This is a genomic window from Qipengyuania thermophila, from assembly GCF_004153605.1.
GTDB lineage: Bacteria > Pseudomonadota > Alphaproteobacteria > Sphingomonadales > Sphingomonadaceae > Qipengyuania_B > Qipengyuania_B thermophila.
Window position 1 is genome coordinate 94,760 of record NZ_SDSI01000004.1, and the last position, 12,116, is coordinate 106,875.

At 70.3% G+C, this 12,116-nt stretch carries 13 protein-coding genes and 1 tRNA gene; 6 read left to right on the forward strand and 8 right to left on the reverse strand.

The window, feature by feature from the left end:
- Positions 1-33: 33 nt before the first annotated feature.
- Positions 34-840: a transglutaminase-like domain-containing protein gene (locus tag ETO60_RS09400; RefSeq protein ID WP_130005041.1), complete on the reverse strand. Its 807-nt coding sequence runs from the start codon at positions 838-840 to the stop codon at positions 34-36.
- 71 nt (positions 841-911) lie between these two features.
- Positions 912-2,303 carry a 30S ribosomal protein S12 methylthiotransferase RimO gene (rimO, locus tag ETO60_RS09405; RefSeq protein WP_130005043.1) on the reverse strand — a complete coding sequence of 464 codons (1,392 nt, stop codon included), beginning with the start codon at positions 2,301-2,303 and terminating at the stop codon, positions 912-914.
- 52 nt (positions 2,304-2,355) lie between these two features.
- Here rimO and ETO60_RS09410 point away from each other — a divergent pair, with 52 nt between their 5' ends.
- Positions 2,356-2,724: a DUF1761 domain-containing protein gene (locus ETO60_RS09410; protein WP_130005045.1), complete on the forward strand. Its 369-nt coding sequence runs from the start codon at positions 2,356-2,358 to the stop codon at positions 2,722-2,724.
- 110 nt (positions 2,725-2,834) lie between these two features.
- Entirely contained in the window at positions 2,835-3,392 is a 558-nt protein-coding gene (locus ETO60_RS09415; RefSeq protein ID WP_130005047.1) for a hypothetical protein, read from the forward strand.
- Positions 3,393-3,435: 43 nt separating this feature from the next.
- On the opposite strand, the gene ETO60_RS09420 is transcribed toward ETO60_RS09415, so the two are convergent.
- Genes ETO60_RS09420 through serS form a run of 3 tightly spaced genes read right to left on the reverse strand, consistent with a single transcriptional unit; the run spans position 3,436 to position 6,529 of the window.
- Positions 3,436-4,488 carry a potassium channel family protein gene (locus ETO60_RS09420; protein WP_130005049.1) on the reverse strand — a complete coding sequence of 351 codons (1,053 nt, stop codon included), beginning with the start codon at positions 4,486-4,488 and terminating at the stop codon, positions 3,436-3,438.
- A complete protein-coding gene (gene surE / locus ETO60_RS09425; protein ID WP_130005051.1) occupies positions 4,485-5,252 on the reverse strand; it encodes a 5'/3'-nucleotidase SurE in 768 nt (255 codons plus the stop codon). Before surE ends, ETO60_RS09420 begins: the two co-directional genes overlap by 4 nt.
- A complete protein-coding gene (serS, locus tag ETO60_RS09430) occupies positions 5,252-6,529 on the reverse strand; it encodes a serine--tRNA ligase (RefSeq protein WP_130005053.1) in 1,278 nt (425 codons plus the stop codon). The genes surE and serS overlap by 1 nt, the downstream gene beginning before the upstream one ends.
- Positions 6,530-6,623: 94 nt before the next feature.
- Between serS and ETO60_RS09435 the strand changes: the two genes are divergently transcribed.
- The gene (locus tag ETO60_RS09435) at positions 6,624-6,890 is read left to right on the forward strand and encodes a hypothetical protein (protein ID WP_130005055.1); all 267 of its coding nucleotides are present in this window, start codon (positions 6,624-6,626) and stop codon (positions 6,888-6,890) included.
- 18 nt (positions 6,891-6,908) lie between these two features.
- Entirely contained in the window at positions 6,909-7,118 is a 210-nt protein-coding gene (locus tag ETO60_RS09440; protein WP_130005056.1) for a hypothetical protein, read from the forward strand.
- An 18-nt stretch (positions 7,119-7,136) separates the two neighbouring features.
- Here the strand turns inward: ETO60_RS09440 and ETO60_RS09445 are convergent.
- Both ETO60_RS09445 and sppA read right to left on the reverse strand, forming a co-directional pair.
- Positions 7,137-7,211: transfer RNA gene (locus ETO60_RS09445), tRNA-Val, on the reverse strand.
- A gap of 77 nt (positions 7,212-7,288) precedes the next feature.
- The gene (gene sppA, locus ETO60_RS09450; protein WP_130005058.1) at positions 7,289-9,202 is read right to left on the reverse strand and encodes a signal peptide peptidase SppA; all 1,914 of its coding nucleotides are present in this window, start codon (positions 9,200-9,202) and stop codon (positions 7,289-7,291) included.
- 127 nt (positions 9,203-9,329) lie between these two features.
- Between sppA and ETO60_RS09455 the strand changes: the two genes are divergently transcribed.
- Positions 9,330-10,379 (forward strand): aspartate carbamoyltransferase catalytic subunit, encoded by a 1,050-nt coding sequence (locus ETO60_RS09455; RefSeq protein ID WP_130005061.1) that lies wholly within the window; start codon positions 9,330-9,332, stop codon positions 10,377-10,379.
- Positions 10,376-11,659: a dihydroorotase gene (locus ETO60_RS09460; protein ID WP_234026425.1), complete on the forward strand. Its 1,284-nt coding sequence runs from the start codon at positions 10,376-10,378 to the stop codon at positions 11,657-11,659. The genes ETO60_RS09455 and ETO60_RS09460 overlap by 4 nt, the downstream gene beginning before the upstream one ends.
- Positions 11,660-11,736: 77 nt before the next feature.
- Here the strand turns inward: ETO60_RS09460 and ETO60_RS09465 are convergent.
- Positions 11,737-12,116 (reverse strand): SPOR domain-containing protein (locus tag ETO60_RS09465; protein ID WP_199798870.1); only part of this gene is annotated, 380 nt, incomplete at its 5' end.

Here is a 12,116-nt window from a genome sequence, read left to right on the forward strand (position 1 = left end):
AAGCGCAAACCGCGTGTCCGCGCCTCTGCATTCCTATTCATCGCCGCCTTGACGGACTTCGACCCGGCTGCGGAGGAACTCGGCGTTGCCGAAGCTGGTCATGAAGCTCACATCCGCGGCATCCCGACCGACCCCGATCTTCACCGTCTGCGCCGGGTCGGCCATGCGCGTGGCGTCGACGAGGTGCCAGGCGCCGCCGCCGGGTATCGTGGGATCAGCAAGGAACACCTCGGCCACGGCGTGAAAGTCGGGCGGGTTCACTCCCGGATCGTAGCAGGCGACATAGCGGGCGGGGATGGCCGATGCGCGGGTCAGCGCGATCATCACATGGGCAAAGTCGCGGCAGATCCCGCATCGCTGGATGAAGCTGTCCGAGGCGCCGGTCGTCGCATCGGAGGTGCCGGCCTGGTAGGTGAAGTTTTCGGCGATCCAGTCGCGCATGGCGACGATCCGCGCGCCGCCGTCCAGATGCCCCCATTCGGCCTGCACGAACGACTGGAACTTGTCCGCCGCGCAATACCGGCTGTCGAAGAGATAGGGAACGGTATGACCGGGCAGCCGGTGCGGCGGCAGCCGTTCCAGCTCGTCGAGCCGGGCGAGCAGCCGGCGCGGCTTGACGGTGGCGCGGTAGCCCACCTCGAACTCGCCCGTCGCGCGGATCCAGATTCGCTGTCCGATGTTGTCCTGCGCGCCGACGCGGGCCAAGTGTTCGGCAGGCGACAGCGTCGTCTCGCAGCGCACGATCTCCTGCTCCGGGATGGCCGCAGCTTCGAACTGGAGCAGGACGTCGGTGGGCTCCTGCAGGCGGAAGGCGAAGGACGACTGGATCGAGACGGTCATGGCCGGCTCCTTGGCGCGGCGCTGTTGCGGTTTCAAGGCGCCGCCCGCTCCCGCTGAGCCGCCGTCCCGGCTCAGCGCGCGTGTGTCCGTCCCGCCGGCACCCCGTAGAGGTCGTGCGCGTCGGCATCCTCGACCAGGACGTCGAGCACGGTGCCGGGAACAAGGTCGGCCGGCACGTCGCGAAGGAACACCTGGCCGTCGATCTCGGGCGCATCGGCCTGGCTGCGGCCGTTCGCGCCGACATTCCCGTCGCCGTCGGGCGCGCCCACTTCGTCGATGATCACCGGCAGCACGCGGCCGATCCGGGCGGCGAGCTTGGCGGCACTGATCCGTGCCGTCGTCTCCATGATCCGGGCGTAGCGTTCTTCCTTGACGGCTTCAGGAACGTGTCCCGGCAGGGCGTTCGCCTGCGCCCCCGCGACGGGTTCGAACCGGAACGCGCCGACGCGGTCAAGCTGAGCCTCCTCGAGCCAGTCGAGAAGGTAGCGGAAGTCATCCTCCGTCTCGCCGGGAAAGCCGACCACGAAGCTCGACCGGATGGCAATCTCTGGACAGATGGCGCGCCACGCTTTCAGCCGTTCAAGCACCCTGGCTTCGTTGGCGGGGCGCTTCATCGCGCGCAGCACGGCCCGGCTGGCGTGCTGAAACGGGATGTCGAGGTAGGGGGTGAGCACCCCTTCCGCCATCAGGGGGATCACCTGATCGACATGCGGGTAGGGATAGACATAGTGAAGCCGCACCCACGGCGCGCGGTCATCCGGCGTCCGCAGCCGCCCCAGCTCGCGGGCAAGGTCGGTCATGTGCGCGCGGACCTCGCGCCCGTGCCACTGGCGCGGCTCGTGACGCACATCGACGCCGTAGGCGGATGTGTCCTGGCTGATGACCAGCAGCTCGCGCGTGCCCGCGGCGACCAGCTTCTCCGCCTCGCGCAGCACGGCATCGACGCGTCGGCTGGCGAGCCGGCCGCGCAGCTGCGGAATGATGCAGAAGGCGCAGGAGTGGTTGCAGCCTTCGGAAATCTTGAGATAGCTGTAGTGACGCGGCGTCAGCTTGAGATCGGTTTGCGGCACAAGGTCCACGAACGGCCCCTGCGTCGGCGGCGCCGCGGCGCGCACGGCCTCCACCACCTGCTCGTACTGATGCGCGCCGGTGATCGCCAGCACGGCCGGGTGGGCAGCGCGGATGGCCTCGGCCTCCTCGCCCATGCAGCCGGTGACGATGACGCGGCCGTTCTCCGCGATCGCTTCGCCGATCGCCTGCAGGCTTTCCTCCTTGGCGCTGTCGAGGAAGCCGCAGGTGTTGACCAGCACCACATCCGCGCCCGCATAGTCCGCGCTCATGGCGTAGCCATCGGCCCGCAGGCGCGTCAGGATGCGCTCGGAATCGACGAGGTTCTTGGGACAGCCGAGGCTGACCATGCCGACCTTCTTCTGGTCGGGGATCTGAATGGCGGGCGTGTTCATGGATCGCGGCGCCCCTAGCAGAAAGCGGGCGCGCGCACCAGATGATGCCGTCATGGGACCGGTCGACTGGGCAGCCGTGGGGGCGGCGTGGTGTGTGGCGGCCGCGCTGGGCGTGCTGTTCTACGGTCGCGCCGCATGGCCGCGCCCGCCGTGGTGGCCGCACGGGGTGGCGGCGCTGCTCCTGCTCGCGTCAGCGGCCATGGTGGGGCACATGTTCGCCCGGACCGGCTCCGAAACCCTTGCGGCAAAGCCGTGGCTCTATGCCATGATGTCAGGCGGGCTGGCGCTGACCTTCATCGGGCCGGCCCTGTTCATCACGGCGGTGCGCCGCGCGCAGCCGCTGCGGCAGGCGCTCGTCGACTGGGGCTATTGGCTTGCCGCCTATCTCGCCATGGGCGGGGTGTTCGCGCTGATGGCGTGACGGAAAGGCGGAAGGGGACAGGCATTGCGGCCCGGCGTGCGCAGGCGCATAATGCCGACGCGCCGGTCCGGTGCGCGGACCCGCGCGGCACGACAGGGGGAGACGGATCCATGCGCGGACGACGGGTCTTGGCGAGTGCGGCCATCCTGCTGATGGCGGGCGTTCCGGCACAGGCGCAGCGGTCGGGCGAACTGGTTCTCTACAGCGATATCGGCTTTCGCGGTCAGACGTTCGTCATCACCGGCCCGCGCGAGAACGTGCGGGTGCCGTTCCGCGTCCGCAGCGCCCAGGTGGCGGCGGGCGACACGTGGGAAATCTGCCCGCAGACCCGCTATCGCGGGGCCTGCAACACCGTGATCGACAGCCAGGGCAACATCGCCTGGACCGTGCAATCGGCCCGCCCGTCGCGTCAAAGCGGTGGGCTCGCGCCTGCCAATCCGGCCTCCTTGCGCGGCATGACGGCGGAGTTCTTCCCGCAGCCGTCCGACTCCGCCGGGCGGATGCTGTCATGCGAGCGGGGCAGCGCCAGCGCCGCCTGCGCGGCCCAGTCGGCCGACAGGTTCTGCCGCACACGCGGATGGACGGCGGCCGCGTACGAGCGGCAGGAAACGGTCGGCGGGCGGAACTACCTCGCGGACGTGCTGTGCACCCGCAGCCGCGTGCGGTAGGACGACGGCGCACCGGGAACATTGCACCCGTCGCGACGAGCACTCACGAAGGCACTTCGCGCTCGCTTGCGGCCGTGGGCATGATTTCGACGATGGTGTCGCCCTCCCTCAGCACCGCGCAGTCGCTTTCCCAGAAGCCCAGCGGCTGCCCGTCGCGGTAGACCCGGACCCCCTTTCCGCCGGTTTCCAGCTCGGCGAGGGAGCGGCCGATTTCGGAGGGGCGGACGGGACGCTCGACCAGTTCCACCCGGCCGCTGACGGAGGCGAGGTCCGCAAGATAGTCGGCGATGTGCTCGCCGCGCGCGCTGCCGGCGAGGAGCAGCCCGGTGAACCGCACCGGGTTGATGACGTTGGTGGCCCCGGCCTGCCGCGCCAGGATCTCGTTGTCGCTGGCGCGGACGACCACGGTGATCGGCACCCTGGGTGCAAGATGGCGGACCGTCAGCACGATCAGGATGGAGGTGTCGTCGCGCCCCGCCGACACCAGAACGTTGCGGGCGCGGTCGATCTGCACCGCCTGGAGCGTCTCGTCTCGGGTGGCGTCGGCGTTGAGCACGTTGCAGCCCATCTTTTCGGCTTCGATCAGCCGGTCCTCGTTGGGCTCGATGACGACGATGCAGCGTGGCTCCGTTCCGCGCGCGATCAGCTCCTCGACCGCCTGCGACCCTGACACGCCGTAGCCCAGAACGACGATGTGGTCGCTCAGCTGCTCCTGGATGCGTGCCATGCGCCATTTCTCCCAACTGCGCTTGATGATGAAGTTGTAGGCGGTTCCGACGAAGATGAAGAACACGATGAAGCGGATGGGCGTGACGATCACCGCCTCGATCAGGCGGGCGCGGTCGCTCACCGGCGCGATGTCGCCAAAGCCCGTCGTGGTGACGGAGATCATGGTGAAGTACACGACGTCGAGGAAGCTCACCTCGCCGTCGTGGTGATCGACCAGCCCGCCCCGGTCGAGCCAGTGGATGATGACCACCACCATGATCAGACCGATGGCGAGGCCGATGCGGATGAACAGGTCGCCCCAGACCGGCACCCGAACCATCCGCCGGAGCGGCGGCATGCCCGCGCGGATCACGCGCTGCCGGCTCATCCGCCGTAGCGGTCCGCCAGCGCCTGCATCGACGCGTAATGGGTGAGGTCCAGATGGAGCGGGGTGACCGACACCCACCCGTCGGCGACCGCTTCGAGGTCGGAGCCGTGATCGGGCGTGTGTTCGATCGGCTCGAGACCGAACCAGTAATAGGGGCGCCCGCGCGGGTCGCGCCCTTCGACGACGGACCCGCGGGCATAGTCGTGGAAGCCCTGCCGCGTAGGGCGCACGCCGCGCACCCGCTCGGGCGCGAGCGGCGGAAAGTTGACGTTGACGAGGGTGCGGGACGGCAGCGGCGCATCAAGCAGCGGCGCCAGCACGCGCTCGCCCCATGCGCGGCTGGCGGCGAAGGGGTCGCCGTTGCCGTTGGCGCTGTCCGGCGCGAGCACCTGGCTGAGCGCGATGGCTCTCACTCCCGCCAGCGCGCCCTCGATGGCCGCCGACACGGTGCCGGAATAGGTCACGTCGTCACCCAGATTGGCGCCGCGGTTGACCCCGGACAGCACGACGTCGGGTCGGCCGGGTATGACCTTGCGCAGGCCTAAGTTGACGGCGTCGGTCGGCGTGCCGGTGACGGAGAACCGCCGCTCGCCGTGCTTCCTCAGCCGCACCGGAGCCGACAGGGTCAGGGCATGGCCCATCCCCGATTGTTCTTCGGCCGGGGCGCAGATCCACACGTCGTCGCTGAACCTTGCCGCCAGCTCTTCCAGAACCGCGAGGCCGGGCGCATGGATGCCGTCGTCGTTGGTGACGAGGATGCGCATCAGCGGGCCGGCTCCAGACGGACGAGGCCGCCGGTGTAGGGGTGCAGTGCGGCGGGGATGTCCACGCTGCCGTCGGCGTTCTGGAAGTTCTCCAGCACCGCCACCAGGGTGCGCCCGACCGCCAGTCCCGATCCGTTCAGCGTGTGCACGAATGCGGTGCGCTTCTCCCCTTCCGGCCGGTAGCGCGCGTTCATCCGCCGCGCCTGGAAGTCGCCGCAGTCCGAGCACGAACTGATCTCCCGCCATGCCCCCTGGCCCGGCAGCCACACTTCGAGGTCATAGGTCTTGCGGGCGGTGAAGCCCATGTCCCCGGCGCACAGCAGCATGCGGCGGTAGGGCAGGCCCAGCGCCTGCAGGATGTCCTCGGCCGCCGCCGTCATCCGCTCGTGCTCGGCGGCGGCATCCTCGGGGCGGACGATGCTGACGAGTTCCACCTTCTCGAACTGGTGCTGGCGGATGAACCCGCGCGTGTCCTTGCCGGCCGCCCCCGCTTCGGAGCGGAAGCACGGGGTCAGGGCCGTCAGGCGCAGGGGCAGCGCGGCGGCCTCGAGGATCTGTTCGCGCACCGAATTGGTGAGGGACACCTCGGCCGTGGGGATGAGCCAGCGCTCGTCCGTCGTCCTGAAGTTGTCCTCGGCGAACTTGGGCAGCTGGCCGGTGCCGAACAGCGCCGCGTCCCGCACCAGCAGCGGCGGGGCGCATTCGGTGTAGCCGTGCCGTTCGACCTGCCGGTCGAGCATGAACTGCCCGAGCGCGCGGTGCAGCCGCGCCATCGGCCCGCGCAGGAAGGCAAAGCGGGCACCCGACATCGCGGCGGCGGTGTCGAATTCCAGCCCCAGCGGCGGCCCGAGGTCGGCGTGCTCGCGCGGGGAGAAGGCGACGGAGCGCGGCTCTCCCCAGCGGGCGAGTTCGACATTGGCCAAGGCGTCGTCGCCTTCGGGCACGTCGGGGGCCGGCACGTTGGGCAGGGCGGCCAGAAGCGTGTCGAGGCGGTTGCCGGCCTCGCGTTCCTCCTGCTCGATCCGGGCAAGCGTGTCCTTCATTTGCGCGACGTCCGCCTTGAGAGCTTCGGCCGCGACGGGGTCGCTGCGCATCAGGGTGCCGATCTGCCGCGAGGCGGCGTTGCGGCGGGCCTGCAAGTCCTGCGCGCGGGTCACCAGCTCGCGGCGCTGCTGATCGAGGGCGAGGAGCGCGGCTGCCTGCGGAGGAACGCCGCGCCGCTGCAATCCGGCATCGAACGCGTCGGCGTGTTGGCGGATCGCGGTTATGTCGTGCATAGTTCGCGCCTATGCCCGCTCACATGCCCGAACGCCAGCCACAACAGCCGCGCCGGCGTCCGCTCGCGACTCCCGCGCGGCGAGCGGTGCCGGGGTGAACGGGCCACCAGATCGCCCTCTGCCGCTCGTCCACTTCGTCGGTTTCCGCGACGACCGCTACTGGAACGCCGTGCGGGTCTTCGGGCGCCCCGACTTCATTCATCCGTCCTGGGATCGCCACGCTATCGGGGACATCGACGCAGGCGACATTGTGATCCACGCCACCGCCGGTACGGCCGACGCTCCGCCCCTCAGCATGTCGGCGCGGGCGGCGCGCAGGCGCGGCGCGGTCGCGGAACCCCGCCCGGCGGCCGACGTTTGACCGGCAAAGGAGATCGCGATGATTGGCAAGATTGTTGGTGCGTTTGTGGGCGGTCAGCTGGCGAAGCAGTCGCGCAACCTCGGCGGGCCTGCCGGAGCGGCGCTCGGCTTTCTGGCTCCCACCCTGCTGCGGCGCATGAGCCTGCCCGGAATGATCGCGCTGGCGGCCGGCGGTTACGCGGCGAAGAAGTACGCCGGCAAGGGCCGGAGCGGCACTCGGCGCTTCTGACAGGAGGCGCTCACGCCGTGGTGGGCGCGGCAGGGATTGAACCTGCGACCCCACCCGTGTGAAGGGTGTGCTCTACCACTGAGCTACGCGCCCGCTGCGCCGGCCAGACGCCGGCGGCGTGGCGTTCCCTTAAAGCCCTGTGCGTGCCGGCGCAAGCCGGCGCTGCGGCTCTATCGGAAAAGACCCCGCAACACTTCAGCCGCGCTCGTCCACCATTGCAGCGGTTCCGATGGCGCGAGCGTGCCGGGCACGGCTGCGGCACAGCTGGTGCAGTAGGCCTGCAAGCCGCGCCGTCCCGCGAGCCTTTCCAGTTCCACGGCCAGGCGCTGTACCGCCACCTGCTGTTGTCTGGCGATGAAGCCGGCCACATCGGTGCCGCCCTCCTGCTGCCGGGTTTCGTCGGTGAACAGCTGGCGCAGCAATGTGTCATAGGTCGACGGACTGCCGCCAAGTTCGACCGCATGCCAGGCGCCGTCGGCCAGCTGTGCCTGCGCCGCCACCCACGCCAACGCGTCGCGCGTCCCGCCGAACTGGTCGATGAGTCCCACCTGGCGGGCGGTTCCGCCGTCCCACACCCGCCCCTGACCCAGCGCGTCCACCCGTTCGGGCGGGAGGCGCCGGGCGGCCGCGACCTTGGCGATGAAGTCGCGATAGGTGTGCTCCACACCCAGTTGCAGCACCCGGTCCACCGGCTCGTTGAAGCCGCCGATGAAATCCGGCTGTCCCGACAGCGGCGTCGTGCCGACGCCGGCGCTCGACACGCCCCATTCCGCCGCCAGCCTTTCGAAGGTCGGCAGGACCGCGAAGACGCCGATGGAGCCGGTGATCGTCGCGGGTTCGGCAAAGATGCGGTCCGCAGGCGTTGCCACCCAGTAGCCGCCGCTCGCCGCCACGTTGGCCATCGACACGGCGATGGGCGTGCGGTTGCGGACCTTGTGCCTGAGGATCGCCTGCCGAATCACCTCGCTGCCCAGCACCGACCCGCCGGGCGAATCGATCCGCACCACCAGCCCTTTCAGATCGTCGTCGAGCGCGTCGTCGAGCAGGTCGGCAATGCGCTCCGCCCCGGCGGTGCCCGGTCCCTGCGCGCCGTCGAGGATCGCGCCCGAAATCGTCACCACGCCGATGGCGCCGCCGCTGCGCGGCGTGGGCACGGCGCGCAGCCACGGCTGCAGCTGGCTGTGGGCATAGCCGGTGTCGCTCGCCGCGTCGGCGCCGACCAGCTCGGCGACGCGCTCCTCGAAGGTGAAACGGTCGCCCACGCGGTCCACCATACCCGCGGCAAGGGAAGCGCGCGCCACGTCGCCGTTCTGCCCCTCGAGCCAGGCGACCGGATCGTTCGCCACCAGCGCAAGATTGGCCCGCGGCCGAGCGGTGCGGACATTCGCCAGCCACTCTTCCCACAAGGCGCCATAGAGGGCGCGGGCGTTTTCCTCGGCCTCGGGCGAGGGGCCATTGAGGGTGTAGGGTTCCACCGCCGACTTGTAGGTGCCGACTCGGTAGACACGGGCATTGATGTTCAGACGCTCGAGCAGGTCGCCGAAATAGAGCGAGTTCCCGCCCATGCCGGTCAGCATGGCGCCGCCCATGGGGTTGACCCAGATCTCGGTGGCGTGGGACGCGAGCAGGTAGGCGTCGTCGGCGTACAGGGTCGCGTAGGCGAGCACCGGCTTGTTGCTCCGCCGCACCCGGTCCAGCGCCGCCCCGACCTCGCGCAGATGCACCTGACCGCCGCCGAGGAAGCGGTCGAGATCGAGCACCACCGCCTTGATCCGCGGATCGCCCGCCGCCGCATCCAGCGCCCGGACGAGATCGCGGCTGGGAAATTCGCCCGTCGGCGCCGATCGCGACAGGAACGCCGACAGGAAGTCCACCGGGCTGCGCTCCTCGACGATGAAGCCGTCAAGCTGCAGCAGCAGCGCACCGGGGCGCACCTGCGCTGCCGAGGGGCGAGCGGTCAGCACGGCGAACAGCAGGGTGAAGAACAGCAGGAGGAACAGCAGGGCAAGGCCGTCCTTGACCGCGACGAGCAGGGCCCAGACGCGGGCGGGAAAGCTTCGGCGGGGAACGGGGGCGGCGCTCATTGCTGGTGCGGGCGTATCGTGCCCCGATGCGCCGGTCCAGCACATTGTGCAGCCGTGCGCCCGCCCCGGCAGTGTCCGCGCCATCGTGCTTGAGCAGCGCGGCCGCCCGGCCTAGACGCGGCTGGCGATGAGCACCAGCGACCCTGCGCCTGCGAACACCGGGTTCCCGACGGGACGGCGTGCCTTCCCCCATCGCGATCTGCTCGCCATCGCCCAGCTCGAGCGGCATGAGATCCTCTACGTGCTCCACGAGGCCGAGCGGTGGCTGAGCTTCAACCGCCGGGCCGCAAAGCACAACGACGTCCTCGCGGGGCTGACGGTCATCAACGCGTTCTTCGAGGCGTCCACCCGCACCCTCCTCTCGTTCGAGATCGCCGGCAAGCGGCTGGGCGCGGACATGATCAACATGCACGCCGCGCAGTCGAGCGTCCGCAAGGGCGAGACGCTCATCGACACGGCCATGACCCTCAACGCCATGCGCGCCGACGCCATCGTCATCCGCCACGGCAGTTCGGGCGCGGTGGCGCTGATCGCGGACAAGGTCGGCTGTCCGGTGCTCAATGCGGGCGACGGCACGCACGAGCACCCCACCCAGGCGCTGCTCGATGCCCTGACCCTGCGCCATGCACTGCGCCGGCGGGGCGAGTCCGGGGACGACTTTACCGGCATGACGGTGTGCATCTGCGGCGACATCACCCACAGCCGGGTGGCCCGTTCCAATCTCCTGTGCCTGCAGGCGCTGGGCGCGACGGTGCGGGTGTGCGCGCCGCCGACGCTCATGCCGGCCCAGATCGCCGCTATGGGCGCGGAACCTTTCCACGACTTCGACGCGGCGCTGCGGGGCGTCGACGTGGTGATGATGCTGCGTCTTCAGTCGGAGCGGATGAACGGCGCCCTGCTCCCCTCAGCGCGGGAGTTTCACCATCTCTACGGGCTGAACCGGCGGCGGCTGGACCTTGCCGCGCCCGGCGCGCTGGTCATGCATCCGGGGCCGATGAACCGCGGGGTGGAGATCGACAGCGACATTGCCGACTTGGCGGAACGCTCGCTTGTGACCCGGCAGGTGGAGACAGGCGTGGCGGTGCGCATGGCGTGTCTCGAGATCCTGACGCGGACGGCGCGGGGCGTTGGGGGCTGGGGTGACGGGTCGGGCACGGTCGCGGAGGCGTCGTCGTGAACGCACCCTCAAGCGCGCTGTTCGCGGGCGGGACGCTCGTGCTGCCCGATCGGGTCGAGACGGGCATGCTGCGGATCGAGGACGGGGTGATCGCCGCGCCCGGCAGTGCGGAGCGGGACGGCCCGTGCACCCGGATCGATGCCGCGGGCCTGCTGGTCGCGCCGGCCATCGTCGACCTCGGCGTGTTCGCCGTGGACCGGGCGGCGTTCCATTTCGGCGGCATCGCCCGGGCCGCGCTGATGCCGGATCAGGATCCGCCGCTCGACCACCCCGCGCGCGTGAACTTCATCGCCAAGAGCGGCAAGCCGGACCTGTGGATCCACCCCTTGGCCGCGGCAACCCGCAACCTCGACGGAACCGCGATCGCCGAACTGGCGCTGATGCGCGAGGCGGGTGCACGCGCGGTCGCCACGGGGCGGCGCTGGATCGCCGACAGCGCCGTCATGCTGCGGGTGATGCAGTATGCCGCCATGCTCGGGCAGCCGGTCATCACCCACGCGGAGGACGGCTTTCTCACTCACGGGAGCGTTGCCACCGCCGGCGAGATGGCGACGCGGCTGGGCTTGCCCGCGGCCCCGGCCGCAGCCGAGGCACTGGCGGTCGCGCGGGACCTTGCGCTTGCCCGGCTGGCCGGTGCGCGCCTGCATCTCCGTCAGGTGACGACCCGCGCCGCGCTCGACCTGGTCCGGGCGGCGAAGGCGCAGGGACAGGACGTCACCGCCGGCGTCACGCCGGCCCACTTCATGCTGTCCGATCTCGACATCGGCGGCTTTCGCAGCTTCGCCCGTCTGTCACCGCCGCTCCGGTGCGAAGACGACCGGCAGGCCGTGCGCGAGGCGATCGCCGACGGCACGATCGACGTGATCTCCAGCGGCCACGATCCGCGCGGGGTTGAGGACAAGCGCCTGCCGTTTGCCGATGCGGCGCCCGGAATGGCGGGTGCACAGACGCTGCTTCCGCTGACCATGACGCTGGTGCGCGACGGGGTGATCGGTCTTTCTCGGGCGTTCGAGCTCCTGGCCCGCGCGCCCGCCCGCATCCTCGGCGTCAACGCCGGTGCGCTGGAGCCCGGGTTTGAGGCCGACCTGATTCTGGTCGATCCCGATCTGCCCTGGATTGTGTCGGGCGAGAAGATGGGGGGGATCGCCGGCAACACGCCCTTCGACCGGCAACCCGTGCAGGGCCGCGCCCTTGCGGTGTACAAGGGCGGCGTGGAGGTCAGCGCCGCCGGCAGCCGCACACGCGGAAACCCCCGCTCCGTGGGGAGCGGGGGACACTGAGCAAGGGGTTTGTCCGTGTGCGTCCCTTGTGCGCTTAAAAGGTAAACACTTGGTTAGCGCGCCCGCGGGCATCGTCCTCAGCGGGCGGCAATCCGCGTGACGGTTCCGACCGTACCCGGCAGAACCCTGTTGGCGGCGTAGGCGAAGCATCCGGTGCCGCGCGCCCGCACGGCAGCGCACAGCGACTGTGCCGACATGGCCGACAGGCTTGCGGCCGCCACGCGGTGATAGGTGCGGCCGTTCACCTGCGCGCGGGTGATGAGCAGGTCTGCGTCCTTCAGCATCGGGTGGCGCTGCTGCATGGTGCTCCAGGCGGCTCGCGCGGCCGCCTCCGACAGGAAAGAGCCGAGCTGGACATGAGTGTCGCCGCGCTCGAGCCGGGTCTCGGCGCGCGGTGTCGGCGATGCGGCGGCGCGCACCGCCTGCGTCGTGGCCCTGGCGGACACGGCGGGCCGGG

Excerpts from the sequence above, each read along its gene's own strand:
- serS (WP_130005053.1), bottom strand. The coding sequence starts at position 6,529 with ATGCACGACATAACCGCGATCCGCCAACACGCCGACGCGTTCGATGCC.
- rimO (WP_130005043.1), bottom strand. The coding sequence starts at position 2,303 with ATGAACACGCCCGCCATTCAGATCCCCGACCAGAAGAAGGTCGGCATG.
- surE (WP_130005051.1), bottom strand. The coding sequence starts at position 5,252 with ATGCGCATCCTCGTCACCAACGACGACGGCATCCATGCGCCCGGCCTC.
- ETO60_RS09440 (WP_130005056.1), top strand. The coding sequence starts at position 6,909 with ATGATTGGCAAGATTGTTGGTGCGTTTGTGGGCGGTCAGCTGGCGAAG.
- ETO60_RS09415 (WP_130005047.1), top strand. The coding sequence starts at position 2,835 with ATGCGCGGACGACGGGTCTTGGCGAGTGCGGCCATCCTGCTGATGGCG.
- ETO60_RS09410 (WP_130005045.1), top strand. The coding sequence starts at position 2,356 with ATGGGACCGGTCGACTGGGCAGCCGTGGGGGCGGCGTGGTGTGTGGCG.
- sppA (WP_130005058.1), bottom strand. The coding sequence starts at position 9,202 with ATGAGCGCCGCCCCCGTTCCCCGCCGAAGCTTTCCCGCCCGCGTCTGG.
- ETO60_RS09455 (WP_130005061.1), top strand. The coding sequence starts at position 9,330 with ATGAGCACCAGCGACCCTGCGCCTGCGAACACCGGGTTCCCGACGGGA.
- ETO60_RS09400 (WP_130005041.1), bottom strand. The coding sequence starts at position 840 with ATGACCGTCTCGATCCAGTCGTCCTTCGCCTTCCGCCTGCAGGAGCCC.
- ETO60_RS09420 (WP_130005049.1), bottom strand. The coding sequence starts at position 4,488 with ATGAGCCGGCAGCGCGTGATCCGCGCGGGCATGCCGCCGCTCCGGCGG.